We start from the raw sequence: 26,432 nt of genomic DNA, 5'->3' as shown, positions 1-26,432 counted from the left end.
CTCCTGGGTCAGGTCCGGGTCAGGGCTTTGACCGTGCGTCGAACGGGTCAGCCGGATTTCGACATGCGCGCCCGGTTCTCCTCGGCCCGGCGCTCCAGCACCGAGCGCTCGGCGTCGTTGCGCGACCGAGCAGCTGCGTCGGCGAACGCCGAAGCCGCCTCACCGTGGCGCCCGGCCAGCTCGAACAGGTCGCCCCGCACGCTTGGCAGCAGCGGCGAGTCACCGAGCTGGGCGGCACCTGATGGGTCGACCGCGTCGAGCACCGCGAGTCCTGCGTCTGCGCCGAACGCCCGGCCGTGGGCGACCGCGCGGTTCACCTCGACGACCGGACCCGGCGCAGCCTCGGCGAGCACGTCGTACAACCGGGCGATCTGGCGCCAGTCGGTGTCCTCGGACCGACGGGCGCGGGCGTGCTGGGCGGCGATCGACGACTGGAGGAAGTACTTCCCGACCGGCTTCCCGCGCGCGGCGAGCGCACGGGCGCCGGCCAGCGCGGCCTGGCCGCGCCGGACCAGCTCCGGGTCCCAGCGGGTCCGGTCCTGCGCCTCGAGCAGCACTGGCACCCCGGCGTCGTCCACGCGCGCCGCGGCGCGGGAGCCCTGGAGCTCCAGCAACGACTGGAGGCCCAGCGTCTCGGGCTCGGTGGGGGCGAGGGCAGCGAGCATCCGCGCCAGCCGGATGCCCTCGTCCGCGAGGGCGGGGCGCATCCAGTGCTCACCGGCCGCGGCGGCATACCCCTCGTTGAAGATCAGGTAGATCACGGCCATCACGTCGTCGAGGCGCTCGACCCGCTCCGCACCGGTCGGGAGGTCGAACTCGGCGTGCGCCTGCGAGAGCGTCTTCTTCGCGCGCGAGATGCGCTGGCCCATGGTGGTCTCGGAGACGAGGAAGCCGCGGGCGATCTCCCCGGTGGTGAGGCCCCCGACGAGCCGCAGGGTCAGGGCGGCGCGTGACTCCGCGCTCAGCGAGGGGTGGCAGGACAGGAAGATCAGGCGCAGGACGTCGTCCTCGATGTGGTCGACCTGGGCGTCGAGGTCGGGCACCTGCTCCTCCTCTCCCAGGGCATGGCCGAGCTCCTCGGTCTTGCGGCGAAGGTTGTCGGCCCGGCGGAAGTGGTCGACGCCGCGGCGCTTGGCCGTGGTCATCAACCACGCCGCCGGGTTGTCCGGCACACCGGTCGCCGGCCACTGCTCGAGGGCGGCGACGAGGGCGTCCTGCGCGAGGTCCTCGGCGAGCTCGACGTCGCGCGTCATGCGGGTCAGGGCACCGACGAGCCGCGCCGACTCCGCGCGCCACGCGGTGGTGATCGCCTCGGTGGTCGGCGTCGGGACTGGCACGCCCCGAGACTACGAGGCCGGGTGTCACATGCGTGTGACACCCGGCCACGGGACCGTGTGCCGCGAAGGTCGCGGCATCCAGCCCGTCGCCTCCGATCAGGCGTCAGCCGCCTCCGGCGGCATGTCGGAGATCTGGCGCATGGTCGCGACCATCGACACCTCAGGCCAGTGCGTCGCGTGCAGCTCTGCGAACTCCTGCTGCCCGGCGATGGCCTCCTCGACGGTGTCGTACTGCATGATCGCCCAGCCCCCGACGACCTCCTTGGACTCGGCGTAGGGGCCGTCGACGCGCGAGGTCTCGCCCTTGCGGACGACGAAGTTCACCGCGTCCTCGGTGCCGTACAGGCCGCCGCCGTCGAGGAAGACGCCCTTGGCGGCCTGCTCCCCGATGTAGGTGTCCATCGCGTCCATCAGCGCCTGCGGCGGCGCGCCGATGCCCTCTTCCATCCTGACGAATCCCATGAAGCGAGGCATGTCACTGGTCCTTCCGATGTGGGTGTCACTGCTCTGTCACGCATACGTCGAACAGCGAACCAGTTCTTCGACATCGGGATCGAGAACTTTCTCGACGAACTTCTCCGGCAGCCGGGCCGGCGCGGACGGCTACCGTGGACCGATGGTGCACCATGAGCCCGTCCGCGTCGTCCGTGAGGCCGAGCTGCTGGAGGCCGACCCGACCGCGGGGATGGTGCGTCGGCGCGCGTTCGAGGTTCCCGGGCTGTGGGCCGGGCAGGTGGTGACCGAACCCGCCGCCGTCTCAGGCTGGCACCACCACGACTCGAACGTCTCGATGCTCTACGTCGTCCGCGGGGTGCTGCGGCTCGAGTGCGAGGGGGTCGAGGGCTGGGTCGATGCCGTCGCGGGCGACTACGTGCAGGTCCCCGCGTTCACCGTGCACCGGGAGTCCAACCCCGGCCGGGAGCCGTCCCTGGCCGTGATCGCGCGGTCCGGTCTCGGCATCCCCACGGTCAACGTGTCGCAGGCTCCGCCCCCGCACGCCTGAAGTGCCGCTCGAGCTCCTCGTATGCCGCGCGGTCCAGGACGCGGGCCGGGTCCGCCACGATGTCGGCCTGGATGCGCCGCCGAGCCACGCCGTACACGGACGTGCCCAGCGCCTGCTCGAGGTTGCGGGCGTACCAGCGCGGGAAGGCGCGGACGCCGAGACGCTGCACGGTGCTGACGACGATGCCCGGCCGCCCGCGACGGGCCCAGAACCCTGCCGCCAGACCGAGGACCCACGCCAGAACGACCGCGAGCACCATGACCGACACCGTCCCGACGATCTCGTCGCTGGCGAAGTTGTCGAGCACGCTGAGCAGCTCGCCGTAGACCCTGGCGAAGTCGATGTCGAGGCTGCCGACCTGCCGCAGGAAGGGAGCGACCCCCTCCGCCCTGGCGGTGAGGTCCTGGATGGACTCGAGTCCGGGCTTGCTCGACCACGCCGTCTGGAGGTGGTCCTTAGCCGCCGGCAGCGTGTCGAGGACGTTGGTCGGCCGGATGCTCTTGATCGAGTCCCAGGCCTGGTTGACCTCGCCGTACGTCGTGGTGATCCGGCCCAGCGCCTCCGAGCTCTGGCGGGCCGCGGTCTCGAGCTGGGTGGCGTCCGGGGCGTTGGCGTTGACGTAGTCGAGCGTCGTCTGGATCTGCCGGCGGTGGTCGATTAGGTACTGCGCCTCGTCCCACCGCTGCTTGAGGTTGGGCACCGCGTGGACCGCGTCGTACGCCTTGCCCCCCGCCGTCTCGCTGTCGCTCAGCGCGGCACTCAGGGCCGCGGCCGCGCCATACGCCTTGATCCCGAACTCGGCCACGACGCCCACCGCACGACGACCGACCTCCGCGGGCCGGCGGAAGAGCGGGACCTGCGTGGTGGCGGTGGTCATGCGGGGCCCCCTGTGCTCCGAGCGATCTGGTGCAGGTCGACCGACACGAGCGCTCCGTCCTCGACCACGGCCGTCATGTAGGTGCAGAACGGCTGGCGGCGCCGGTCGGTGGGCGACCCCGGGTTGAGCAGCCGCAGCCCGCGCGGGGTGGTCGTGTCCCAGGGGATGTGGCTGTGCCCGAAGACGAGGACGTCGAGATCGGGGTAGGCCGCCTCGCAGCGGGCCTCGCGCCCGGTCGACTGGCCGGTCTCGTGCACGACCCGGAACCGCAGACCCTCCACGGTCACCGTCGCGAACTCGGGCAGTCGTTCGCGCAGCACCCCGTGGTCGTTGTTGCCCGCCACACCGACGAGCCCCGCCGCCCGTGCCTCGAGCGCGTCCAGGGACGCCACGTCCACCCAGTCGCCGGCGTGAACCACGAGGTCGACCTCATCGACCGCTGCCCACACGACCGCGGGCAGGTCCTTGGCCCGCTTGGGCACGTGGGTGTCGGCGAGCAGGAGCAGCCGCGTCGTCATGCCCTCAGTCAACCCGGTCCGGTCGACGACGGCGCGCGGGCGAGACGTCGCGACGCGCCCGTCGAGACGCCTCCCGACGACGGCACGGCGCGCGTTCAGACGTCCTGCCGGGCGACGAAGTCGGCACCGACCATCTGCTCCGCCGCGGCGAGCACCTCCTCGTCGGACAGGTCCTCGGTGCGCATCCGCTCCACGGCCGCGGCGTACGCGGGGGTCGGCGCCTGGAGCTCGAGGGCAATGCCGTCGGGGTCCCTGAAGTTCAGGTGGTGGCCCAGGGGCATGTCCTGGATCGGCGAGTGCTCCACCCCGAGCTCGGCGAACCGACGCTCCCACTCGACGAGCTCCTCGCGGCTGCCCGCCGCCATCCCCACGTGGTCCAGCCCGGGGTTCGCCTCGTCGAACCGCGCACCGCTGCTCCCGTCGTGCCGGACCAGGGCGATGGTGAAACCCGTGCCTTTGTGCATGCAGACCCGCGCGGTCCCGGTGTCGAGGACGGCGAGGAACCCCAGCACCTGCGTGTAGAAGCGCTGGCTCGCGTCGAGGTCGGTCACGCTCAGCGAGACGTGGTTGAGGCCGGAGAAGCTCGGCATGGTGGTCCTCCTCACCGGGGGGAGACCGAGCCTGTCGGCCCCGCGACTGACGGACCAGCGTCCGCCTCCCGCAGGCCCGCCGTCAACGCCCGGGTGCCGCGGCCGTGCCCGGACGACGCGTCTGCCTACTTCAGCAGGCGGGACATGCGGCGGTCGGCGAGCGGCTTGCCGCCGGTCTGGCAGGTCGCGCAGTACTGCAGTGACGAGTCCGCGAACGACACCTCACGCACCGTGTCACCACAGACCGGGCACTCGAGCCCGGTCCGGCCGTGCACCCGCATCCCCGCCCGCTTGGCGTCCTTGAGCTCCTTCGCCGGCTTGCCGGACGCAGCAGCGACGGCACCGGCGAGCGTGTCTCGCAGCGCGGCATACAGGCGGTCCACGTCCTCCGACGAGAGCTTGGCGGCCATCGCGAACGGTGACATCTTCGCGACGTGCAGGATCTCGTCGGAGTAGGCGTTGCCGATGCCGGCGATGAACCCCTGGTCGCGGATCAGCCCCTTGATCTGCGAGCGCCGTCCGTCGAGCAGCTCCCCGAAGGCCTCGCGCGTGAACGAGTCGGACAACGGGTCCGGCCCCAGCGACGCGATCCCCGGGACCTGGGCCGGGTCCCGAACGAGGTACGCGGCCAGCCGCTTCTTCGTCCCCGCCTCGGTCAGGTCGAACCCCGACGAGTCGGAGAACTTCACCCGGACCGCGATCGGCGACTTGCCCGGCCGCAGCACGGTGTTCGGCACCGCGTCGTACCAGCGCAGCCAGCCCGCACGCGCGAGGTGGAAGACCAGGTGCACCCCGTCGCAGTCGAAGTCGACGAACTTCCCGTGCCGGGTCACCGAGTCGACCGGCACCCCGGAGAGGGCCTGCGGCGGCGGGTCGAACGTCTTGAGCACCGAGAACGACCCCAGCTCCATGCTGGTCACGGCCAGCCCGACGGTCCGCTCGGCGAGGAAGTCGACGAGCGCCTGGACCTCGGGCAGCTCCGGCACCCGCCCATTCTGTCCCAGCGGTGCGACGATGTCCCGGTGACGGCACGATGACCAGCGAGAAGACCACGGACCTGCTCGCGATGGGCACCCACCGGGGACGGCTCGTCCTCGCGACCACCATCCTCGGCAGCGGCATCGCCCTGCTCGACGGCACCGTCGTCAACGTCGCCCTCCCCACCATCGGCCGCGAGCTCGAGGCCGACCTCGCCGGCCTCCAGTGGGTCGTGAACGCGTACGCCCTGAGCCTGGCCGCCCTGATCCTGCTCGGCGGTTCGCTGGGCGACCGGTTCGGTCGCCGGCGCGTGTATGCCGTCGGCGTGGCCGCCTTCGGTGCCGCGTCGATCGCGTGCGCCCTCGCCCCGACGGTGGGGCTGCTGATCCTGGCCCGCGGCATCCAGGGGATCGGGGCCGCGCTGCTCGTACCGGGCAGCCTCGCGATCCTGCAGTCGTCGTTCCGGCGCGAGGACCGGATGGCGGCGATCGGGTCGTGGACCGGGCTGCTCGGGGTCGCCTCGGCCTCGGGACCGATCGTCGGCGGCTACCTCGTCGACCTCGACTGGCGCTGGGCGTTCTGGCTCAACGTGCCGCTGTGCGCGCTCGTCGTGCTCCTCACGTGGCGGTTCGTGCCGGAGTCACGCAACGAGCACGCGAGCCACCGGTTCGACGTGCGCGGGGTGCTGCTCGCCGTGGTCGGGCTGGCCGGGGTCACGTACGCGCTCACCGTCGCACCCGAGCACCCCGGAGCCGTCTCGCTCGGTGCCGGGGTCGTGGGCCTCGCTGCCCTCCTCGCGTTCGCGCTCGCCGAGCGCGACTCCAGCCACCCCCTGGTGCCGCCCCGCCTGTTCGCCGACCGGGTCTTCACCGCGATCAACATCGTCACGCTGCTCGTCTACGCCGGCCTGTCGTCGGCCCTGCTGTTCGTGGTGCTGTTCCTCCAGGTCGTCGCCGGCTGGTCCGCCCTCGCGGCCGGCACCGCGACCCTGCCCCTGTCCGTGGCCATGCTGCTGCTGGCCAGCAGGTTCGGCGCCCTGGCCACCAAGCACGGTGCCCGTCGCTACATGATCGGTGGAACCCTCGTCGCCGCAACGGGATTCGTCCTGCTTGCGTTCGCGCCGGCCGATCCCACCTTCGTCCTGCACGTGCTGCCGGGAATGGCGCTCGTGGGCCTGGGCCTGTCCATGACGGTCGCGCCGCTGACCGGCACCGTCCTCGCCGCCGCCCCCGACGAGCTCGCCGGCACGGCGAGCGGGGTGAACAACGCCGTGTCCCGCACCGCCGGCCTCATCGCCGTCGCGGCCCTGCCGCCACTCGTGGGGCTCAGCGGCGCCGCATACGCCGATCCGGCCCTGCTCGCGCCCGCCTACCGGGCGGCGATGCTCGCGAGCGCGGCCCTGGTCGCGCTGGGTGCGGCGGTCACCGCGGTGGGACTGGCGAAGCGGGAGGCGCCGTGCGCCGCCCAGCCGCACCTCGACCTCACGGCTCGATGACCGCTTCGCCCGCCCCGTCCTTGATGGGGCGCGTGTCGGCCTCGGCGAGCACCTCGAGGACGTGCTCGAGCTGGGGGCGCAGGCCGTACCCGTCGCCGGAGCGGCACACCGGCACCTCCTGCCGCTTGCGCAGCGGCTCGAACTCCTCCAACGACACCGGTATGCCGTGCGACAGCACCTGCTCGCTCGGCGTGAGCTCGCGGATCGCCACTGCTGCAACGCGATCTGGCCGCTGGTCGGAGAAGTCGCCGTAGATCTTGGGGTCGTGCTGGCCGTCGTCGCCGATGAGCACCCAGCGGATGTGGGGAAACTCGTTGGCCAACCGGTGCAGGCACGACATCTTGTGCTCCTGCCCGGACCGGAACCAGCCGGTGTTCGTCGGGCCCCAGTCGGTGAGCAGCAGCGGACCCGCGGGGTAGCCGTGGCGGCGCAGGAACCGGGTCAGGGTCGGCGCCGTGTTCCACGCACCGGTGGAGACGTAGACCATCGGGGCGCCCGGGTGCTGCTCGAGCAGCGCGCGATACATCGTCGCCATGCCCGGGACGACGTGACGGGCGTTCTCGTTCTTCACGAACGTGTTCCACGCGGCGATCATCGGGCGCGGCAGCGACGTCGAGATCACCGTGTCGTCGATGTCGGAGATCAGGCCCAGCCGCTGGTCGGACCCGACGATGACCACCGACGCGAGCATCTCCTCCGCCCCCAGCGCACCGAGCGTGACCTCGTGCCAGCCGGGTGCGAGGCCGTGGTCGCGGATGTGCACGTCGATGTACCCGCTGCGGTCGCTGACCGTCTCGACGACCCGGTCCCCGAGGGTGACGGTGACCGGGACGTTCATCGCCGGCGCGGTGATGAACGCGCGCCAGCCGCGACGTTCGTCCTCGGCCCGCCGCAGCTCGGCCGACTTCGCGCCGGCGTCCGCGCGGGCGTCGATGTCGGGGCGCCGGGTGAGCAGCACCCGCCCCAGGACACGCACGAACTCCTCCGAGCCGTACCCGGTGTGGCCGACCAGCCGGGTGCCCCAGCCCCGGCGGCGCAGCACGGCGTCCACCCGGCGGTGCCAGGCGTCCTCGACGAGGGAAGCAGCGTGGGGACGAGCCATGCACAGACCCTATGGCCTGCCGGTCCCCAGCACCGCGTTGGCCGCGACCGTCGCGACGGCTCGGCCGGAGGCTAATTCGGTGTCGCCACGTGCGAACACAGTGGTAGACAGCGCAGGTGCACACGCCCCTGGAGCTCCCCGACCTGCTGCGCCTCATCGACGACCGTTCGGCGGCCTTCCGGGCCGCGATCGCGGCCGCACCCGACCTCGACGCCCAGGTGCCGACCTGTCCCGACTGGACGGTGCGTGACCTGGCCCGCCACATCGGTATGGGGCGCTTCACCTGGGGCGCGACCGTCGCCTCCGGTCCGGAGGCCACCGCCAAGGCGACGCCCGAAGGCGTCCCGGAGATGCCGCAGGACCGCGACGAGCTCGTGGCGTGGCTGGAGGCCGCGGCGCAGGCGCTGCTCGACGCCCTCTCCGAGGTCGACGCCGAGCGCCGGTGCTGGGTGCCCTGGACCGACTCGCAGTCGCCGGCGACCTGTGGTGCCGTCGCCCGGCACCAGGTGCAGGAGATCGCCATCCACACCCACGACGCCCAGCTGACGGCCGGGGTGCCGGAGCCGCTTCCCGAGGACGTGGCCGTCGACGGCGTCGAGGAGTTCCTCGTCACCTGCGTCGCGACGACGTTCGCCTGGCCGCACGAGCCCGCCGTGCTCGACTACGTCGTCGACGAGGGAGGGGCCTGGCGCATCCGGCTCAATGCCGACGGAGCGCAGGTGACCCGGCTCCCCGACGACGGCAGCTCCACCTCGGACGACGCCGTCCCGGCCGGCACCCGCCACCTGGTCGGCCGCAGCACGGCCAGCGACCTCGTCTTCTCGTTCTACGCGCGCGTCCCGCTCGACCGGCTCCGGCTCGAGGGCGACACCCTCGTGCTCGACCAGCTCGTCGACTGGGACCCGGGCGCCTAGGAGGGCTTGGCGAGGACGGTGCGGAACTGGTCGACGAGCCGTTCGCCCGTCGCCCCCAGCCCGTCGAACTCGAACAGCCGCTCGCCCCGGCTGGCCAGCAGCAACGGCCCACCGTCGAAGTCGAGCTCCTTGGCCACGGCGAAGTCCTCGACCGCGAGCTCGCGGGCCCGGGCGGACGTGGCGAACACCTCGATGGCCGGGGCGTCCAGCCCGAGCCGGGTCGCGACGCGGCTGAGCACCCCGGGCGCCTCGAGCGGGTGGCCGTTGACGAAGAACTCGTGCTGCACCGCACCGAGCACGGTCGAGACGGGCATCTCGCCGCTCGCGAGCAGGGCGATCACCCCGGCGGCAGCCGCCTCCGGGTCCAGGTCGAGCGAGTCCGAGCGCAGGGCCGACAGGAAGGCCGAGCCGAACCGCGCGTCGGTGCGACGGCGCACCTCGGCCACGCTGGCGACCAGGGCGCTGGAGGGCTGGGCGGAGTAGCGACCGTCGTGGACGACCTCGACGTCGACGAGGGAGGTGGCGGCGCTGAGCACCGCGCTCACGGACGGCAGGTAGGCGTAGGACCACGGGTCGTAGACGTCCATGACGTAGACCAGCAGCGTGCTGGCGTCCGTGACGGCCAGGCCCGCGGGACGCACGAAGCTCTTGCCCGCCCGCGGGGGGTGCGCGGAGCCGTCTGCACCGGCGACGCCGTGGGCACCCCAGGAGGCGTGCGTGATGAAGCCGCCCTTGGCGCCATACCCGTCGGTGGGGCCGCACCAGGAGGCGAGGTTGGTCGGGCGGGCCGTGCGGGTGGGACGGCGGGTGGCGCCGTGACTGCAGGCGCGGTGTGGACCTCTCATCTGCACCCCTTCCAGGGCAACAAAAAAAGCAACCGGATGGCCGATCGGCCAAACCCGGTTGCTTCAGGTGTTCTGCAGACTAGCTCACATCGCCTCGGATCGGGAAGATCGGACCTCACCGACGATCTGGGCGGCCAGCGTGCGCAGCTTGAGGTTCTGCTCCTGCGACTGCCGCCGCATCAGCTCGAACGCCACCATCTCGTCGATGCTGTGCCGCCCCATGAGGACGCCCTTGGCCTGTTCGATGACGGCGCGGCTGGCCATCGCCTGCTCCATCTGGCCGGCGATCTCGCGAGCTCCGGCGAGCATCACGGCTGCGGCGAGCGCGTCGGCCGCGCGACCGGCGGCCATGCGCGCCAGCCGCAGCTCGGTGTGGTCGAAGGCGTGCCGCTCGTTGCCGTAGAGGTTGAGCGCGCCATACCGGCGTCCGCCCGAGACGAGCGGCAGGGCCAGCAGCGACTGGACCGAACCCGGGTCGCAGCCCTCCATGAACGCCGGCCAACGCTCCTCGCCACCGCTGAAGTCCACGAGGTTCTCGCGCCCGTTGCGGAACGCGTCGAGGCAGGGACCGTCCCCGACGGCGTACTGCACCGCGTCGATCTCCAGCGTGCCCGCCGTCGTGTACGCCGCGGTGCGCGGTCGGTCCTCGATGACCACGGTGACGCCCACGGCGTCGCACCCGTCGATGTTGGCGTTGACCGCCTGGACGAGGCGCTCGAGGTACGGCGTCAGATCATCGACCCCGTCGAGGTTGCCGGCCAGCTCGGTCATGATCTGCTCGGCCGCATCGAGGCTGCGCCCACCTGCACCATCGTGCAGGGCCTGGGCCTCTGCGACGTCGACCTGGTCGGTCATGGGGGCTCCTGAGCGGGACGGTCCTTGAGGGGTCAACGACAAGATACCCGCACCGAACCCGCAGGTCAGGCCATATCCACGGCCTGACCTGCGGGCGTCCCGCCGCGCACCGCACCGGCCGCTCAGGGCCAGATCGACGACACCCACTCGGGGTGGTCGATGAACGGGTTCCGGTTGTGCTGCCAGGTGTCGTAGATGACCTGGTTCCTCCGCTTCTCGAACGCGTCCGGCGGGTCCCCGGCGCTCCACGCCTTGAGGACCGAGAGCTTGCCGATGTAGGGCGCCGTGCCGTTGGCGACCGACTCGTTGGGCTCGAGGTCGGGCCACGCGTCGTCGCCCTCGTAGCGGATCGCCATGTAGAGGATCATCCGGGCGACGTCTCCCTTGACCGCGGCCCGGGGCTGGAACGAGTCGCCGTCGCTCAGGCAGCCGGTGCACTGCGCCACGGTCGACCCGCCGTTGTCGAAGTCGAGGTTGCCGCGGGTGCTGTTGACCGTGACGTCCTCGGGTCGCAGGTGGTGGACGTCGGTGCCGGGGCCGTTGGCCGTGCCGAAGTCACCGTGGCTCTTGGCCCAGACGTGCTCGCGGTTCCACTGGTCGACGCCGCCACCGTTGTCGCTCTTGGCGATCGACCGGCCCGAGTAGATCTCGATGACGTTGTTGGTGTTGTTCGGGTCCTGGTCGGTGTCCTTGAGGGCGTCCCAGACCTGGTCGTAGGTCAGCACCGTCTGGCTCTTGATGATCGAGTGCAGGCTGCTGCGCAGGGCACTGCCCGTCTTCCCGATCGCGGGGGCGTAGTAGGTGGTGTCGTACGGCCCGCTGGTGCCGGTGGACGTCGGTGACGTCGTGGTGGAGGTCGTCGACGTCGGGCTCGTGGTGCTGGTCGTCGGGTTCGGGTCCGAGCCCACCGCGCCGATGGCACTGGGGGACTTGAGCCCGGCGTGCGAGAAGTACGCGGTCAGCGTGCCGGTGACGTCGACCTGCTTCCCGAGGTTGCCCGGGTGGGTCCGCAGCCCCCACGTGGAGCGCCACTGGGTCGTCAGCTGGACGTAGACCATCTTCGAGGTGCTGGTCTCACCCGCCGTGTCCGCGAGGGCGATCGCGAGGTCGTCGGTGAACCCGCTGCGGTTGACCGTGGACGTCGCCACCGGCTCCCCGACGATGTAGCCGCGGACCGTCTGCACCGAGCTGTTCTGGGTGGCGATGGCCTGGGCGACGGTGAGGGGCGCGGCCGCGGTGGCGGCACGGGCCGTGGTCGCGACGAACGCGACGAGGAGGAGGACGGCAACGAGCGCAAGGCGTGGGCGCACTCGGATGGTGAGCTGCTGGGGCATGGGGGAAACCTGCCAGCAGCACGGCATACAACGGGCGAACGTGAGTTATGGGTGCAGGCCGGGCTTGGCAAAGATCCGGTATGCCGCGTGTGCCCCTTCGCGGGGCATCTCAGCGACAATGCAGGCGTGAGCGCCGATCCGGTCTTCCGCAAGGGCAGCGCCTCTGCGCCCGACGGCTACTTCCGCTGGGAGGCAGCCGGTCTCGCGTGGCTGGCCGATGCCCCCGGCGGGGTGCCGGTGGTGGAGGTCGTCGAGGTCGGCCAGGACCACCTCGACCTGCGGCGGTTGTCGTTCGTCAACCCGGACCCCGCGATGGCGGAGGAGTTCGGGGCGCGGTTGGCGCGGACGCACGACGCAGGGGCGCCGGCGTTCGGCAGCGCCCCTCCGGGGTGGTCCGGCGACGGGTTCCTCGGGCCCGCGACCGAGCTGTTGCCCCTGCCGCTGAGGCCGGTCGAGACGTGGGGGGAGTTCTGGGCGGAGCAGCGGATCCTCGCGATGCTGCCGCTCGGGCGCGACCGGGGACTGTGGCACCGGTACGACGTCGCGGTGTTCGAAGCGGTGGCACGACGGCTGGCGCGGGGCGAGTTCGACGACGGCTCGGTGCCGGCGCGGATCCACGGGGACCTGTGGTCGGGCAACATCGCCTGGACCGGCGACGGTGCCGTGCTCATCGACCCCGCGGCGCACGGCGGCCACCGCGAGACGGACCTCGCGATGCTGGCGCTGTTCGGCTGCCCGCACTGGGACTTCGTCGTGGGTGGGTACCTCGGGCAGCACCGGCTCGACGCGCAGTGGCCGCAGCGGGTCGCCCTGCACCAGCTGCACCCGCTCATGGTGCACGCCGTACTCTTCGGCGGCGACTACGCCCACCGCGCGGTCGAGCTCGCCCGGCGCTACCGCTGACCGACGACCCTACGCGGGCTCGACCGGCAGCCAGAGCTCACAGGTCGCGGTCGCCGCCCCGGCGTCGAAGGCCAGGGTGGCGACGATCTCCGGACCGGGTCGCAGCCGCCAGGGCTGGGACGGGAACCACGTCGTAGCGGTGGCCGCCCACGCGTCCTGCAGCGCCGACGGGTGCGGTCCCTCGGTGCGGAAGACCGCCCAGGTCCCGGCCGGCACGTCGATCACGTCCAGGCCGTCCGAGCCCGGGTGCGTCGTCGTGGCGACACCGTGCAGGTACGTCAGCTCGGTGCCCTCGCGCCGGTCGGGGTCGAGGTCGTCACTGACCGCGAGCACCCCACGGGGCTCGGTGTCGTTCAGGCCCTTGAGCCTTCGGGTCTCCTCCGGGGCGATCGAGGCGACGTGGTCGGCGATGTGCTGGTTCGGGCCCTCGTGGACCAGCGGCACGCGTGCGGCGTGACCGACCAGGTGCAGGGCCGGCAGCTGGGTGATGCGGGTGTCCATGGGGACGCTCCCTTCGACGGTCAGGTGGAACCTGATCCGTGGTTGTGTGCGCAAGGGACCCCCCTGACGACGCGCCTCGCCGGGCGTGACCGTGTGCACGGACCGGAACGCCCTCCCGAACGCCTCGGTCGAGCCGTAGCCGTAGCGCACGGCGACCGTGAGCAGGTCGTCGCCGGTTCCGAACAGGTCGGCCGCCGCCAAGGACATCCGTCGCCTGCGGACGTAGTCCGAGACCGGCATCCCGGCCAGCGAGGCGAACATCCGACGCAGGTGGTGCTCGGTGGTGCCCTGCCGCGCAGCCAGCCCGGCGACGTCCACCGGCTCGGCCGGATCGGTCGCGAGCTGCCACTCGATCTGGTCGACGGCGGCGTTGAGAGCAGCGATCATCAGGGTCTCCCTCCTTCCACCGACCACTGTGCCGGGCCGGGGCCGGAGCGCGCCCGGTGATCCCGGTCGGATGCGATCGGTCCGGCGAGGCGCTACCGCTGACCGCTCGCCCGCTCGCCCGCTCGTCCGCCGCCAGGGCCGGCTCAGCCGAGCAGGCCGCGGACGTAGGCGGCCTGGCCGACGTGCTGCTGGTCGTCGTTGACGACGCTGACGAGCCGGACCCCGAGGGTGACCGGCGGGTCCCAGCGCTCGTCGACGACGCGGTCGAGGTCCTCCGGTGCGAGGCCCTTCACCCAGCCGACGGTCTGGGCGTGCACCGCGTCGAGGTAGCCGGTGAGCTGGTCCGCCGTGAGGTCCCGCACCTGCGCGACCTCCTGGGGCGTCGCGCCATACCCGGTCTCGGCCTGGTCGAAGGGCAGGCCGAAGTCGCCCTCGAAGCCACCGGTGGTCCACACCTGGTCGAACCCGGCCGCGTCGGCGACGTGGTCGTCCTGCACGCGGGTGAGGTGCCAGACGAGCCAGCCGATGGAGTTCGCGCCCTCGGCGGGCTGGTGCGCCAGCTGGTCCGGGGTGAGCCCGTCCACCACCCGGTGCACGCCCTCCTGGATCCGGGTGAAGCCGTCGATGAGCAGCTCGGCAGGAGTCATGCGTCCGATCGTAGGTCGGGCGGCGGTGGGACGGTCAGTCGAAGACGAGGGGCTGGGACCGACGCGGCATGACGAGGACCGCCACGATCATCGCGACGGCCAGCACGACGACCGCGATGAACACCTGGTGGGTCGCACCGGTCAGGGAGGCGCGGACGAACTCTCGCACGACCTCCGTCCCTCCGGACTGGTTGCCCAGCACCACGGCCGCGTCGTCCGCGGTCTTCGGCAGCTTGCCCGTCGCACCCGCGGGAGGGGTCCGGAAGTCTTGGGCCAGCTTCGCGTTGGCGATCGCCCCGAAGACGGCGACACCGACGGCGCTGCCGAGCGAGCGGGCGAACAGGTTGGTCGCCGTGACGACACCACGGCGGTCCCAGTCGACCGAGGACTGCACGGCGACGAGGGTGGGCACGGAGGCGTAGCCGAGACCGACCCCGACGATGAAGGTGAACCCCGCGATCGTCCAGAGGCTGGTGCCCTCGTCGACGAGCAGCAGCAACGCGCTGCCGACCACGACGAACGCGACCCCGAGGATCGAGGTGTTGCGGAACCCGAACCGCATGTAGATCTTCCCGGCGCTGGCGGCGGCGATCGGCCAGCCGATGGTCATCGCGCCGAGGGCCAGGCCCGAGAGCAGCGCGCCGAACCCGAGAACGCCCTGGGCGAAGGTCGGGATGTAGGAGGTCAGACCGATGAGGACGGCACCGATCGCCAGCGAGGCGAGGTTGGCGCCGATGAGCACGCGCCGGGTGAAGACCCACAGCGGCAGGATGGGTTCGGCGGCCCGGCGCTCGACGACCACGAACGCCACGAGCAGCGCCACGGCGGCGACGACGATCGCCACACCGCCCGGGGACAGCCAGCCCCACGACCGGCCACCTTCGAGCAGGGCGAGGATGAGCAGCGACACCCCGGTCGTCAGCAGGATCGCGCCGGCCCAGTCGATGGAGTGGCGGACCCGCTCGATGTTCTCGTGGAACCCGCGCAGCAGCAGCACCGTGGCGACCGCGCCGATCGGCAGGTTGACGAAGAAGATCCAGCGCCACGAGACGTACTCGGAGAACACGCCACCGAGCGTCGGCCCGACGATGGAGGCGATGCCCCACACCCCGGCGATGAAGCCCTGGACGCGGGCCCGCTCCTCGACGGAGTAGATGTCGCCGATGATCGTCACCGACATCGGCAGGACCGCACCGGCGCCGAGGCCCTGGACGACGCGGAACGCGATGAGCAGCGGCATCGTCGTCGCGACCCCGCACAGGATCGAGCCGGCCAGGAACAGGCCGATGCCCACGAGCATGACGGGCTTGCGGCCGATGCTGTCGGCGAGCTTGCCGTAGATCGGGACCGACACCGCCTGGGCCAGCAGGTAGATCGAGAACAGCCACGGGAACTGCGAGAAGCCACCGAGGTCGCTGACGACGGCGGGCACCGCGGCGGCGAGGATCGTGGCGTCGATGGCCACCAGCGCCGTGCACATCATCACCGCGAGCAGCACGGGGCCGCGTTCGCTGCGCAGGCCGACACTGCTCTTCGTCGTCGTCTGGGTCACGAACAGGGACAACTCCGCCACCGGGCGCCCCTATTCCGCAGTGCGCCGGCGTGGTTGCCCCGTTGGCCAGTCACCAGCCAGACTGCAGTTGAAGTCCACTTCAAGTACGGGAGAGGGGAGCGGCGTGGAGCCGACCGACGTCCTCACGGTGTCCGAGGTCGCCGAGCGCAGCGGGTTCGCCGCCTCGGCCCTGCGGTACTACGAGAAGCAGGGACTCATCGACGCGACGCGCACCTCGGGTGGCCAGCGGCGCTACGCCCGCAGCGTGCTGCGGCGCCTCGCCTTCATCCGGGCGGCCAGCAACGTGGGGCTGTCGCTGGACGAGATCCGCACCGAGCTGGCCGGCCTGCCCAAGGGCCGCACCCCGACCAAGTCCGACTGGCACCGCATCTCCGGCCACTGGCGCACCCGGCTCGACGAGCAGCTCGAGGCTCTCGAGGCGCTGCGCGACAAGCTCGACTCCTGCATCGGCTGCGGCTGCCTGTCGCTGAAGCAGTGCGGCATCTCCAACCCCGCCGACAAGGCGGCGGCCTCCGACGACGCACCCGGCGCGGCATACCTCCCGGCGCTGCTGCGCCGCCCGCCCCACTGATGCCTCCCACCCCGCTGGAGCGGCAGGCTGGGACCGTGCAGCTCCCCGTCCTCACCTACAACATCCACAGCGGGGTCGGTCTCGACGGTGTCCTCGACCTCGACCGGATCGCCGAGGTCATCGCCGACAGCGGCGCCGAGCTCGTCGCCCTCCAGGAGGTCGACCGGCACCGCCGCGCCCAGAGCGCGTTCGCCGACCAGCCGGGTCACCTCGCGCAGCGGCTCGGCATGCACCTCGCGTATGCCGCGTGCCTCGACGACGAGCCGGCCCACCCCGGTGGGCAGCGGGCGCAGTACGGGACGGCGCTGCTCAGCTCGCGGCCGTTCGTGGACGTGTCGACGACCCTGCTGCCCTGCTTCGAGGGCAGCGAGCAGCGCGGCCTGCTCGAGGCGACCGTGGTCGTGGAGGGCGTGGCGCTGCGGGTGCTCGGCACGCACCTGCAGTGGGACCGCGAGGACGAGCGCCTGGTGCAGGCCCGGGCCATCACGGCCGTGCTCGACGACCGGCCGACCGTGCTGCTCGGTGACCTGAACACCACCCCCGGCTCGGCGACCCACGAGCACCTCGGCGGGTTCCTCCAGGACTCATGGGCGCTGGTGGGCGAGGGAGACGGGTTCACGTTCGACGCGGAGCCGCCGCCGCGACGGATCGACTACGTCTGGGTCGGCGGGGTCACGCCGGTCCGTGCCCACGTCATCGCGTCCCCGGCGTCCGACCACTCAGCCCTGCTCGTCGACGTCGGGCTGCCGTAGGCGGGTCGGGGACCCCAAGTCCGTCCCAAGTGGTGTGCAAGTGCCTCGCCGCACGCTGGTCCGCAACCAGCACCGCACACCGAAGGACGAACCATGTCTCGCTTGCTCCACCGCCTCGGACGAGGCGCCGCGCTCCACCCCTGGCTCACGATCGCCACCTGGCTGGTCGTGGCCGGCACCGTCGCCGGTCTCGCCGGCGCGTTCGGCGGAACCCCCCACGACGACTACAACGTCCCGGGGGCCCGGGCCCAGGTGGGCATCGAACAGCTCCGGGCGCACCTGCCCGGCGCGGGCAACACCTCCGCCCGCGTGGTGGTGCACGACCGGACCGGCGCAGCGGTCGACCCCGCCGCCCTGACCTCCCTCGCCGACCGGCTCCGCCGGATGCCGCACGTCGTGACCGTCGCGCCACCCGCCCTCTCCGACGACGGAGACACCGCCCTGGTGACCGTGGGGTACGACGCACCGGTCACCGACACGGACCTCATGGGCCACCTCGAGCCGCTGGACGCCGCCGTTGCCGCCACCCGGGCCGCCGGGCTGCAGGTCGAGCTCGGCGGGGAGCTCCCGGAGAGCGCGGTCGCCCCGATGGAGGGACGCGGCGAGCTCATCGGCATCGTCGCCGCGCTCGTCATCCTCGTCTTCGCCTTCGGCTCGGTCACCAGCGCCGGCCTGCCCATCGGCACCGCGCTGGTGGGGCTCGGGGTCGGCAGCGCCGGCATTACCCTGCTCGCCGCGGCGACCGACGTCAGCACCGCTGCCCCCATGGTGGCCACCATGGTCGGCCTCGGTGTCGGCATCGACTACGCCCTGCTGCTCGTCACCCGTCACGTCGAGTACCTGCGCGAGGGACTTCCGGTCGCCGAGGCCGCGGGCCGCGCCTGCGCCACTGCAGGTCGCTCGATCGTCTTCGCCGCCAGCACCGTGCTCGTCTCGCTGATGGGCCTGCGCCTGGCCGGCCTGCCGGTCTACAGCTCCTTCGGGTTCGCCACGGCGATCGCCGTCGTCGCGGTCGCCGCGGCGTCGCTGACGCTGGTCCCGGTGCTCGCCCGGTTCGCCGGCCTGCGGCTGCTGCCGCGCCGGGTGCGCCCGGGTCGCGTGCGTCCGAGCCGGGTGCGTGCGAGCGAGCGGGCCCGCACGTCGAACGCCTACCGCGCCACGGTCTCCGCCGCCCTTCCCACCGCGACCTCGCGGACCCCGCTGACGGCCCGCTGGGCCGCCCGCGTCGGGCGCAACCCCCTGCCGTGGGCCGCGGCGGCCGCCGTGCTCATGCTCACGCTCGCCATCCCCGCGATGGACATGCGCACCTGGCCGCAGGACGCCAGCAGCGGCGCGACCGACCTGACCACGCGACGCGCCTACGACCTGGTCGCCGCGGAGTACGGCGCCGGGGCCAACGGGCCGCTGACGTTCGTCGTCGACCGCTCGGTGGTCGACGGTCCCCGGCTGGCCGCCGTCAGGAGCACGCTGGAGCACGACCCGGACATCAGCGCGGTGACGCAGCCGACGGTGTCCCCGGACGGAGCCGTCGCGGTGTTCGACGCCGTGCCCGCCTTCGGCCCCACCGACCACCGGACCAGTGCGCTCGTGGACGGCCTGCGCGCCCAGCTGCCCGACGGGGTGGAGCTCACGGGCACCACCGCCTTCTTCTCCGACATCGCAGGCATGCTCGCGGACCGGCTGTGGCTCGTCATCGCCTTCGTGGTCTCGGTCTCCGTGCTGCTCCTGGCCATGGTGTTCCGGTCGGTCGTGGTGCCGCTCAAGGCCGCCGTCATGAACCTGCTGAGCATCGGCGCCGCCTACGGCGTCCTCACCGCCGTCTTCCAGTGGGGCTGGGGCGCCTCGGTCCTCGGGCTCGACCACCCGATGGCGGTGTCGAGCTGGGTCCCGATCCTGATGTTCGCGATCTTGTTCGGGCTCTCGATGGACTACGAGGTCTTCCTGCTCTCGCAGGTCCGCGAGGACTGGCTGCGCACTGGCGACGCCCACGGGTCGGTGGTTCGCGGCCTCTCCGCCACCGGCCGGGTCATCTCCAGCGCCGCCGCCATCATGGTCGCCGTCTTCCTGGGCTTCGCCACGGAGGTGGACGCCGTCGTCAAGATGCTCGGCGTCGGCATGGCCGCAGCGATCCTGCTCGACGCCACGGTCATCCGCATGGTGCTCGTGCCGGCGACGATGTCGCTGCTCGGCGAGCGCAACTGGTGGGTCCCGGGCTGGCTGGACCGGGTGCTGCCCACGGTCCGTGCCGAGGTCGAGCTCGACGACCTCGGCGGCCTCGCGCAGCCCGCTGGCGTCCTCAGCACCGTCGATGACCTCGGGGACCACGACGGCTCCGACGACTCCGACGACCCCACCCACGACCAGTCCCGCGACGGCGAGCGCCAGCCCGTCGGCGCCCTCTGAGAGGAACGACGATGACCACCACCAGCACCACGCCCACGCCGACGCCCATGCCCATGCCCATGCCCACCACCGTGACCACCACGGTGCCGACCCGGACACCGTCCCGGGCCCCGGCCCTGCCCGCCTGGCCGGAGCAGCTCCGGTTCCCCGGGCAGACCGCCGCCCACCCGGGACCGGTCGACATGACGATGATGTACGTGATGCACCACGCCTTCCGGCGCGACCTCGCGGCCTTCGCCGCGGCGGCCGCCGCGACGCCGGCCCAGGCGCGCACCACGTGGCGAGCCCTCGCCGCGCGGTGGGAGCTCTTCGCCGCGGCGCTGCACCACCACCACACGGGCGAGGACACCGGCCTCTGGCCGCTGCTCCTCGAGCGCACGGACGAGGTGGGACGCGCCACCCTGCAGGCGATGGAGGACGAGCACGCGGAGATCGACCCGATCCTCTCGGCCTGCTCTGCCGGGTTCGCCCGACTCGCCAGCCAGGCGGACGACGACGCGCGAGCGGGCCTGGCCATCCGGCTGACCGCCGCCAAGAGCAGCCTCGGCCGCCACCTCGAGCACGAGGAGACCGAGGCCATCGCGATCATCCAGCAGGTGATGACGGCTCAGGAGTGGCACGACCTCGAGGAGACCCACTTCAGGTCAGGGCTGCGGACCGCGGAGGTGCTGGCTTTGGTGCCCTGGGCGATGCACCGGGTCCCGGCGCCGCTGCGCCGCAGCGTCTTCGCGACCACCGGTCGTCCGCACCACCTGATGTGGCTCGTGACCCGGCGGTCCTTCGAGCAGCGCGAGCGGGCGGCCTTCGCCTACCTCGACCAGGCCTAGCCGGGGCGTACCGCCTCAGAACCCGAACCGGTCCCGCTGGTCGCGCAGCCACTGCGCCGCCAGCGGGACCTGCCAGTCCTCGCAGAGCGCCACGGCCCGGTCGGCGTGCCGCCGGGCGACCTCCAGCTCACCGCCGGCGGCGGCGGCCTGGGCCAGGTAGCCGTCGACCGGTCCGAGCGCCAGGCCCGACCCGGCACAGCACGAGTACCCCTCGTAGGGCGCCAGCAGCGCGTACGAACGCGCCGCCAGGTCACGGTCGCCGAGCTGCAGCGCGACCTCGGCAGCACAGCACCACGTGAGCATGGAGAACCAGTCGTCGTGGTCCAGGTCGATCGGATGGGTCGCGGCATACTCCCGGGCGAGGTCCTCGCGTCCCCCGCGCAGCATGAACATGACGACCACGGCCGCCAGGGGGAGGCCACTGCCCTCCTGGGCGTCGCGCAGGATCTCGGCCATCTCGCCGGCACGCCCCTGCCACAGCCGCAGGGCCATGAGCGCACCGAGGGTCGCGTCGTCGGTCTGGTGCAGGGACATCCGCTGGTCGAGCAGCCGGATGTTCGCCATCCGCTCCTCGCACTCCCCGAACCGTCCCGCCATGGCGAGCCAGGGGAGCTCCATGCTGTCGAGGACGATGATCCCGTAGGGGAGTCGTTGCCGGTCGGCAGCGTCCCGGGCCACGGCGGCGTGCTCCCACATCTCGGTGGGCAGCCCGAGCTCCCCGGACACCACTGCGCGCAACGTCGTCGTGACCACATAGGCGCGCTCGTCCCCCAGCCGGTGCGCCAGCCGCATCGCCTCGCTCACCCACCGCAGCCGCTGGGGCGCCGTGCGCGAGCACCACAACGCCACGAAGGCCAGCTGGTAGGCGTCCAGGCTCAGCCTGGGGTCGCCGAGGCGGTCGGCCATGGCCAGCCCTTCGTCCACCAACGCGGAACGCTCGTCGTGACCGGTGCCGTAGTAGATCTCGAGGGCCAGGCTGAGCATGACCCGGCAGCGCAGGGGCCCGTCCACCTCGGGCAGGGCCGCGAGCGCGTGGCGCAGGGCCGTCACCACCGTCTCGTTGACCGTGCCGTGCGGGCCCGACTGCCACAGCGCCCCGACCGCCGTCATGGTGGCCGCGCGCGCGAGCAGCTCGACGTCGCCGATGCCCTCGGCCACGGCGATGGCCTCCTGCGCCACCTCGACGAGTCCCGACCAGTCCCCAGCCCAACGCCGGGCGTCGGCGAGGTCGCACAGCACGTCGAAGCGTTCGTGCGCCGTGCTGTCGGGATCGCTGGGAAGGGTGTCGAGTGCCGAGACGAGGAGCTGGGCGGCTTCGTCGTAGGCGTGCAGCCGCCGCGCCACCGCGGCGGCGGACACCGCCGCGAGCCAGGCGCGCGCGGCATACGAGGGTCCGGCTGCGAGCCAGTGCCTGGCCAGCTCGGTCTCGCGGCCCGACCTCCCCTGCAGGGTCGACGCCACCTTGGCGTGGGCCCGCGCCCGGCGGGTGGCCGACAGGGAGCCGTAGATGGTGTCGCGGACCAGGGCGTGCCCGAAGAGGTACTGCTCGATCCCGTCCTCGCGCAGCAGACCGGAGTCCAGGGCAGGGTCGAGCCGGTCGAGCAGGTCGTCCTCCTCGAGGCCCGAGACGGTCGACAACGTCGAGAGGTCGAACTGGCGGCCCAGGACCGCCGCCCACCGCAGGGCGGTGAGCGAGTCCTCGGGCAGCCGCTGCAGGCGCCGCACCAGCACGTCGTGGACCGCGGCCGGCGGGTGCGCCTCCCGCTCGAGGCCGCCCAGCCCGTCGCCCTCCCTGGCCAGCCGGGCGTACTCCACGAGGAAGAACGGGTTGCCGTCGGTCCGTTCCACCAGCTCCTGCGCCTGCGCCGACGTCGGGACCGCGCCGGCCACCGTCTCGACGACGCGGGTCGCCTCCCGCGCCGTGAGGCCGTGCAGGTCGACGCGCAGGGCGTGCCGCCGGGCCAGCGCCTCGGCGACGTCCGCGAGCGCACCGGTGGGTTCGGGACGGTTGCGCCAGGTGCCCAGCACGAGCAGCCGGGTGTCGTCCGCGCTCTCGACGAGCAGCCTCAGCACCCGCAGGGAAGCGACGTCCGCCCAGTGGAGGTCGTCGAGGATGACGACGACGGCACGGCTCCTGGCGACGTCGACCACCTCGTCGACGATCTCCTGCCACACCGCGAACGGCGCACTCCCGTCGTCGGGCAGCTCGGGCAGGTCGCGCCCCAGCCCCCTGAGCACCTGCTGCCACGGCCACAGCGGAGGGGCGCCGTCGTCCTGGGAGCAGCGCCCGAGCAGCACGGCCGCGCCGCGCCCACCGGCCCGGGAGGCGAGCTCCGCCGCCAGTCGGCTCTTGCCGATCCCGGGCTCCCCGACGAGGGCGACGAAGACGGCCGAGCCCGCCTCCGCCCGGTCGAGCTGTTCCAGCGCGGCCGTCAGCTGCTCGTCCCGACCGACCATCGGCCAGGACGGCAGGGCCGGGACGACCGACTCGATCGGGCCGATCCGCACCGACGACCGTCCCGCCCCGGCACCCGTGCGCTGCGGCTGCGGCGAGGGCGTGGGCGTCACCGGGTGCGACGGGGTGGGTGTGGTGCCCGCCGGAGGGCGCCACTCGAGGGCCGGGTCCTGGCGCAGCACTGCCGCCTGCAGGTCCCGCAGCTCGGCCCCTGGTTCGAGGCCCAGCTCGTCGGCGAGCACCTGCCTGACCTCGCGCAACGTGTCCAGGGCCTCGGCCTGCCGCCCGGCGCGCGTCAGGGCGAGCGCGCGCAGCGCCCACAGCCGCTCGCGGAGCGGGTGCGCCGTGGTGAGGGACTCGAGCTCGCCCGCGACCGTGCCGTGCTGCCCGAGCTCGAGCGCCGCGACGGCCCGGTCCTCCAGCGCGACGAGGCGCAGCTCCTGCAGGCGGACCCGCTCGGCGACCGCGGACGCGGCGTCCTCGAGGTCGACGTAGGGCTCGCCGCGCCACTCCGCGAGGGCGGTGTCGAGCTCCGAGACGACCTCGGCCAGCTCCTCGGCGGTCAGGCCCCGACCGTCCTGGACCCGCTCGACGTGCCCCAGTCGGCGGTGCGCCCGGCTGACCGTCCGATCGAAGCGCCGGGCGTCCAGGTCGTCCTCACCCACCCGCAGGGCGTACCCCGGAGCGACCGTCACCAGCACGGTGGACGGTGCGCGCGCCGCCCGCTGCGGCTCGAGCGCGCGGCGCAGCCCCGCGACATACGCCTGCAGGGTCCCGGTCACCCCCGGTGGTGCACCCGTGGGCCACAGGAGGTCGACGAGGGCGTCGACCGAGACGGGCCGGCCGTGGTTCATGGCCAGGGCCGCGACGAGGGCGCGCTGCTTGCGCGTGCCGAGGTCGACGGGCACGTCACCGAGTCGAGCTTCGGCAGTGCCGAGGACACCCACTCTCATCCGACCGAGGATAGGGGCCGGACCGCCCTCGGACACTCGTCCTTTCTGCGCAGGCGGGCGTGCGTCAGCGCCCCCGTCCACGGTGGACGGGGGCGCCCGGTGGCGGTGTCAGTCCGTGACGCGCAGGTTCTCCACGAGACGCGGTATGCGGTGGTTGCCCACGAACACGCCGTGGGGGTCGACCGCGGAGCGGATTCCCTTCAGCTGCAGCCACGTCCGCTCGTCGTAGCCCGACCTCGGGTCGACGGCGTTCTCGGCGAAGTTGAGGTAGCTGCGGCCGTTCGACCACGGCGAGAGCGCCTTGGTCAGGCGGTGCGCGTCGTGCTCCCCCTGGGCAGCCAGCTCGGGGGTGGCCGCGATCGCGGCACCGAACGCGACGAACGCACCCTCGAGGCGCTTCAGGGCCCCGCCGCCCTCGTGGTCGCGCCCGAGCGCGCCCCCGAGCTGGCGCAGCTCCGCCAGCAGCAGCGACGAGGACGATCCCGGACCCACCTCGCCGAGGAACGCGTCGATCCCCTCGGGTGGCAGCTCCGCGAGCATCGTCGAGTCCGAGACCGTCGGCGTCGGGCCCTCCGGGTCCATGTGCAGGCGCACCAGGGACCGCGCCGGGACCCGGGCGAAGGTGTCGATCTCGGGAGTCAGCGACCGGAGGTCGGCCAGCACCCCCTCGGCCTCGTGGTCAGCACCGAGGACGGCGCCGTCGACCACCACGACCGACCGGCCGCGCAGCGGCGCCGGGATGTCGGGGAGCGGCGGGAGGTTGAGCACCCGGAACGACGTGGTGACCTCGTCCGGGGCGCCGGCCGACCAGTCGACCCAGCGGCGCAGCACCGCCTCGGCCCGGGAGACGTCCCAGACGAGCATGCCGGCGTAGGCCGTCGCGATGTCGTAGAGCCGGAACTCGAGGGCGGTGACGACGCCGAAGCTGCCACCGCCACCACGCAGCGCCCAGAACAGGTCGGGGTTCTCGCTCGCACTGGCGCGCACGTGTTCCCCGTCGGCGGTGACCAGCTCGACGGCGAGCAGGCTGTTGGTGGCCAGGCCGAGCTTGCGGGCGTACCAGCCGATGCCGCCGCCGAGGGAGTACCCGGCGATCCCGACGTCCGGCGAGCTGCCGTGCAGCGCCGCCAGGCCGTGGTCACCGGCAGCCTCCGTGGCGTGCAGCCACAGGGCGCCGCCCTCGACCCGCGCCACCTTGCGGGCGGCGTCGACGTGGACGCCGGTCATCTCCGACGTCCGCAGGACCACGACGTCGTCCAGCCCCTGGGCGACGAGTGGGCCGGCGTTGTGCCCCGTGCTCTGCGGGGCGACCCGCAGCCCCGCGGCCGCTGCGGCCCGCACGGCGGCCTGGACCTCGGCCACCGTGCGTGGGGTCACCAGCGCAGCCGGGCGCTGGTCGATGGCCACGTTCCACGGCATCCGCGCCGCGTCGTAGCCGGGGTCGCCGGGCAGGTGGAGGCCCTGGGGGCAGGCGTCCCGCAGTGACGAACCGCGCTGCTCGGTGACGGTGGTGGTGATGCTCATGGTGCGTGCTCCTTGATCCGCTGTGACTGTGGTGAGCAGCCTGCGGCCGAGCGCTTGAGCACGACTTGGGGACGACTAGGGGTACGACGGCGCGCCCCTTGTCAGGGAGGACGGGCCCGACGCCCGGCCGACCGGTGGGGGCGGTCGGGTCAGCGCACGAGGGAGCGGATGCGCTCGAGGCGTGGCTGGGAGGGCGAGGTCCCGACCGGGGCGGCAGCGAGCCGGTCGGCACGGCGGGCGGTGTCGTGGATGGTCGCCGACAGCAGGCCGACCAGGCGTGCCGGCACGTCGTCCACGCACGCGACGGCGATGCCCTCGACGGCATACGCCACCAGGTGGGGGGCGGTCTGGCGCCGGAACGTCCGCTCGCTGACCTGCCCGTCCTTGCCGAACCGCAGCGCCCACGCGTGGGCGTCCGGGGTCGCCTCGAGGGCGGCGTCGCACAGCGCGACCAGGTCGGCGTGCCCGGTGGTGGCCCGGGCGGCCCCGGTGCCCTGGGTGGCCCCGTCGCCCTGGGCCCCGGCGCCCTGGGTGGCCGGGGCGAGCCCGGCCGGCGGCAGGCCGTCCGTGGGCAGGTCGGCGGCGAGGCGGCGGCAGGTCAGCAGCCCCACGGCCAGGGCGTTCTGCCGTATGAGCGGGGCGATCGGGAGGGCTGCGGCACCGGCTCGCACGGCGATCGCGACGTCGAGCTCCAGGGCGGTCCCGGTGATGCCCACGACGTCGGGGATGAGGCCGACGATCCGGGGGCGGTCGTGGTCGGTGAGCGAGTCGTTGACGAGCCGGGCCAGGGACGCCAGCAGCGGGTGCGTGCACTCGGGGTGGTCGCTCCACCGCTCGCCGGCGAGGTACGACGCCATCTCCATGAAGCAGGCGCCCTTGCGCGGGTTGCGGTGCTTCCCGGAGGAGAGCACCGGCACGACGTCGGGGAGGGTGAGGGACGGCGTGGTGGCCTTCATGGCGCCTCCAGGGCGACTGACCGGCGGGCCTGCCCCGCGGGTCACCCTCACTATGCGCCCACCGGACGGCGTGCGCCAGATCCAGACCGGTTCCCGGGACAGGTCATCCGTTCGGCTGCGGATCGTGGCCGA

At 72.9% G+C, this 26,432-nt stretch carries 24 protein-coding genes; 8 read left to right on the top strand and 16 right to left on the bottom strand.

The annotated features are described in order from the left end of the window. Positions 1-47 precede the first annotated feature (47 nt). Both ASC58_RS12650 and ASC58_RS12645 read right to left on the bottom strand, forming a co-directional pair. Positions 48-1,337: an RNA polymerase sigma factor gene (locus tag ASC58_RS12650; RefSeq protein ID WP_056919523.1), complete on the bottom strand. Its 1,290-nt coding sequence runs from the start codon at positions 1,335-1,337 to the stop codon at positions 48-50. A gap of 96 nt (positions 1,338-1,433) precedes the next feature. After that, positions 1,434-1,811 carry a YciI family protein gene (locus tag ASC58_RS12645; RefSeq protein ID WP_056919522.1) on the bottom strand — a complete coding sequence of 126 codons (378 nt, stop codon included), beginning with the start codon at positions 1,809-1,811 and terminating at the stop codon, positions 1,434-1,436. Positions 1,812-1,953: 142 nt separating this feature from the next. On the opposite strand from ASC58_RS12645, the gene ASC58_RS12640 reads away from it, so the two are divergent. Then, on the top strand, positions 1,954-2,340 hold the full coding sequence (locus ASC58_RS12640; protein WP_056919521.1) for a cupin domain-containing protein: 387 nt from the start codon (positions 1,954-1,956) through the stop codon (positions 2,338-2,340). Here ASC58_RS12640 and ASC58_RS12635 read toward each other — a convergent pair. From ASC58_RS12635 to ASC58_RS12620, 4 genes are all read right to left on the bottom strand, one after another. Beyond that, positions 2,306-3,217 (bottom strand): hypothetical protein, encoded by a 912-nt coding sequence (locus ASC58_RS12635; protein WP_056919520.1) that lies wholly within the window; start codon positions 3,215-3,217, stop codon positions 2,306-2,308. The genes ASC58_RS12640 and ASC58_RS12635 overlap by 35 nt on opposite strands. Further along, the gene (locus tag ASC58_RS12630) at positions 3,214-3,735 is read right to left on the bottom strand and encodes a metallophosphoesterase (RefSeq protein ID WP_056919519.1); all 522 of its coding nucleotides are present in this window, start codon (positions 3,733-3,735) and stop codon (positions 3,214-3,216) included. Before ASC58_RS12630 ends, ASC58_RS12635 begins: the two co-directional genes overlap by 4 nt. A gap of 95 nt (positions 3,736-3,830) precedes the next feature. Further along, positions 3,831-4,325: a VOC family protein gene (locus ASC58_RS12625; protein ID WP_056919518.1), complete on the bottom strand. Its 495-nt coding sequence runs from the start codon at positions 4,323-4,325 to the stop codon at positions 3,831-3,833. Positions 4,326-4,450: 125 nt separating this feature from the next. Beyond that, complete coding sequence (locus ASC58_RS12620; RefSeq protein ID WP_056916032.1) at positions 4,451-5,311, bottom strand: Fpg/Nei family DNA glycosylase; 861 nt, start codon at positions 5,309-5,311, stop codon at positions 4,451-4,453. A gap of 47 nt (positions 5,312-5,358) precedes the next feature. Between ASC58_RS12620 and ASC58_RS12615 the strand changes: the two genes are divergently transcribed. Beyond that, complete coding sequence (locus ASC58_RS12615; protein WP_056919517.1) at positions 5,359-6,798, top strand: MFS transporter; 1,440 nt, start codon at positions 5,359-5,361, stop codon at positions 6,796-6,798. On the opposite strand, the gene ASC58_RS12610 is transcribed toward ASC58_RS12615, so the two are convergent. After that, entirely contained in the window at positions 6,785-7,900 is a 1,116-nt protein-coding gene (locus tag ASC58_RS12610; protein WP_056916034.1) for an App1 family protein, read from the bottom strand. The two genes, ASC58_RS12615 and ASC58_RS12610, sit on opposite strands and share 14 nt — an antisense overlap. Before the next feature lie 116 nt (positions 7,901-8,016). Here ASC58_RS12610 and ASC58_RS12605 point away from each other — a divergent pair, with 116 nt between their 5' ends. After that, positions 8,017-8,814, top strand: coding sequence for a maleylpyruvate isomerase N-terminal domain-containing protein (locus ASC58_RS12605; protein WP_056919516.1), 798 nt, complete (start codon positions 8,017-8,019; stop codon positions 8,812-8,814). On the opposite strand, the gene ASC58_RS12600 is transcribed toward ASC58_RS12605, so the two are convergent. From ASC58_RS12600 to ASC58_RS12590, 3 genes are all read right to left on the bottom strand, one after another. After that, positions 8,811-9,659, bottom strand: coding sequence for a hypothetical protein (locus ASC58_RS12600; RefSeq protein WP_056919515.1), 849 nt, complete (start codon positions 9,657-9,659; stop codon positions 8,811-8,813). The genes ASC58_RS12605 and ASC58_RS12600 overlap by 4 nt on opposite strands. A gap of 84 nt (positions 9,660-9,743) precedes the next feature. Then, a complete protein-coding gene (locus tag ASC58_RS12595) occupies positions 9,744-10,514 on the bottom strand; it encodes a GAF and ANTAR domain-containing protein (RefSeq protein WP_056919514.1) in 771 nt (256 codons plus the stop codon). Positions 10,515-10,636: 122 nt separating this feature from the next. After that, positions 10,637-11,848: an endonuclease gene (locus tag ASC58_RS12590; RefSeq protein ID WP_056919513.1), complete on the bottom strand. Its 1,212-nt coding sequence runs from the start codon at positions 11,846-11,848 to the stop codon at positions 10,637-10,639. Positions 11,849-11,974: 126 nt separating this feature from the next. Here ASC58_RS12590 and ASC58_RS12585 point away from each other — a divergent pair, with 126 nt between their 5' ends. Continuing rightward, the gene (locus ASC58_RS12585) at positions 11,975-12,751 is read left to right on the top strand and encodes a fructosamine kinase family protein (protein ID WP_056919512.1); all 777 of its coding nucleotides are present in this window, start codon (positions 11,975-11,977) and stop codon (positions 12,749-12,751) included. Between the two features lie 9 nt (positions 12,752-12,760). On the opposite strand, the gene ASC58_RS12580 is transcribed toward ASC58_RS12585, so the two are convergent. The 3 genes from ASC58_RS12580 to ASC58_RS12570 form a co-directional block, all read right to left on the bottom strand. Beyond that, positions 12,761-13,639, bottom strand: a complete 879-nt coding sequence (locus ASC58_RS12580) for an AraC family transcriptional regulator (RefSeq protein ID WP_056919511.1) — start codon at positions 13,637-13,639, stop codon at positions 12,761-12,763. Positions 13,640-13,782: 143 nt separating this feature from the next. After that, entirely contained in the window at positions 13,783-14,286 is a 504-nt protein-coding gene (locus ASC58_RS12575; RefSeq protein WP_056919510.1) for a DinB family protein, read from the bottom strand. 34 nt (positions 14,287-14,320) lie between these two features. After that, a complete protein-coding gene (locus ASC58_RS12570) occupies positions 14,321-15,859 on the bottom strand; it encodes an MDR family MFS transporter (RefSeq protein WP_235529215.1) in 1,539 nt (512 codons plus the stop codon). Between the two features lie 103 nt (positions 15,860-15,962). On the opposite strand from ASC58_RS12570, the gene soxR reads away from it, so the two are divergent. The 4 genes from soxR to ASC58_RS12550 all read left to right on the top strand — a co-directional run bounded on the left by soxR (position 15,963) and on the right by ASC58_RS12550 (position 20,412). Continuing rightward, positions 15,963-16,430: a redox-sensitive transcriptional activator SoxR gene (gene soxR / locus ASC58_RS12565; protein WP_056916042.1), complete on the top strand. Its 468-nt coding sequence runs from the start codon at positions 15,963-15,965 to the stop codon at positions 16,428-16,430. Positions 16,431-16,465: 35 nt separating this feature from the next. After that, positions 16,466-17,182 carry an endonuclease/exonuclease/phosphatase family protein gene (locus tag ASC58_RS12560; protein ID WP_056919509.1) on the top strand — a complete coding sequence of 239 codons (717 nt, stop codon included), beginning with the start codon at positions 16,466-16,468 and terminating at the stop codon, positions 17,180-17,182. 93 nt (positions 17,183-17,275) lie between these two features. Beyond that, on the top strand, positions 17,276-19,585 hold the full coding sequence (locus ASC58_RS12555; RefSeq protein ID WP_082553244.1) for an MMPL family transporter: 2,310 nt from the start codon (positions 17,276-17,278) through the stop codon (positions 19,583-19,585). An 11-nt stretch (positions 19,586-19,596) separates the two neighbouring features. Next, a complete protein-coding gene (locus tag ASC58_RS12550) occupies positions 19,597-20,412 on the top strand; it encodes a hemerythrin domain-containing protein (RefSeq protein WP_056919508.1) in 816 nt (271 codons plus the stop codon). A 15-nt stretch (positions 20,413-20,427) separates the two neighbouring features. On the opposite strand, the gene ASC58_RS12545 is transcribed toward ASC58_RS12550, so the two are convergent. From ASC58_RS12545 to ASC58_RS12535, 3 genes are all read right to left on the bottom strand, one after another. After that, positions 20,428-23,820 carry a BTAD domain-containing putative transcriptional regulator gene (locus tag ASC58_RS12545; protein ID WP_157598479.1) on the bottom strand — a complete coding sequence of 1,131 codons (3,393 nt, stop codon included), beginning with the start codon at positions 23,818-23,820 and terminating at the stop codon, positions 20,428-20,430. 108 nt (positions 23,821-23,928) lie between these two features. After that, positions 23,929-25,344 carry an FAD-binding oxidoreductase gene (locus tag ASC58_RS12540; protein ID WP_056919506.1) on the bottom strand — a complete coding sequence of 472 codons (1,416 nt, stop codon included), beginning with the start codon at positions 25,342-25,344 and terminating at the stop codon, positions 23,929-23,931. A 149-nt stretch (positions 25,345-25,493) separates the two neighbouring features. Beyond that, positions 25,494-26,300 carry a hypothetical protein gene (locus ASC58_RS12535; RefSeq protein ID WP_056919505.1) on the bottom strand — a complete coding sequence of 269 codons (807 nt, stop codon included), beginning with the start codon at positions 26,298-26,300 and terminating at the stop codon, positions 25,494-25,496. Between the last annotated feature and the right edge of the window lie 132 nt (positions 26,301-26,432).

Source organism: Phycicoccus sp. Root101 (genome assembly GCF_001426245.1).
GTDB lineage: Bacteria > Actinomycetota > Actinomycetes > Actinomycetales > Dermatophilaceae > Pedococcus.
The sequence above is the reverse complement of the archived record's forward strand: the minus strand, read 5'-3'. Positions and strand labels throughout refer to the sequence as shown.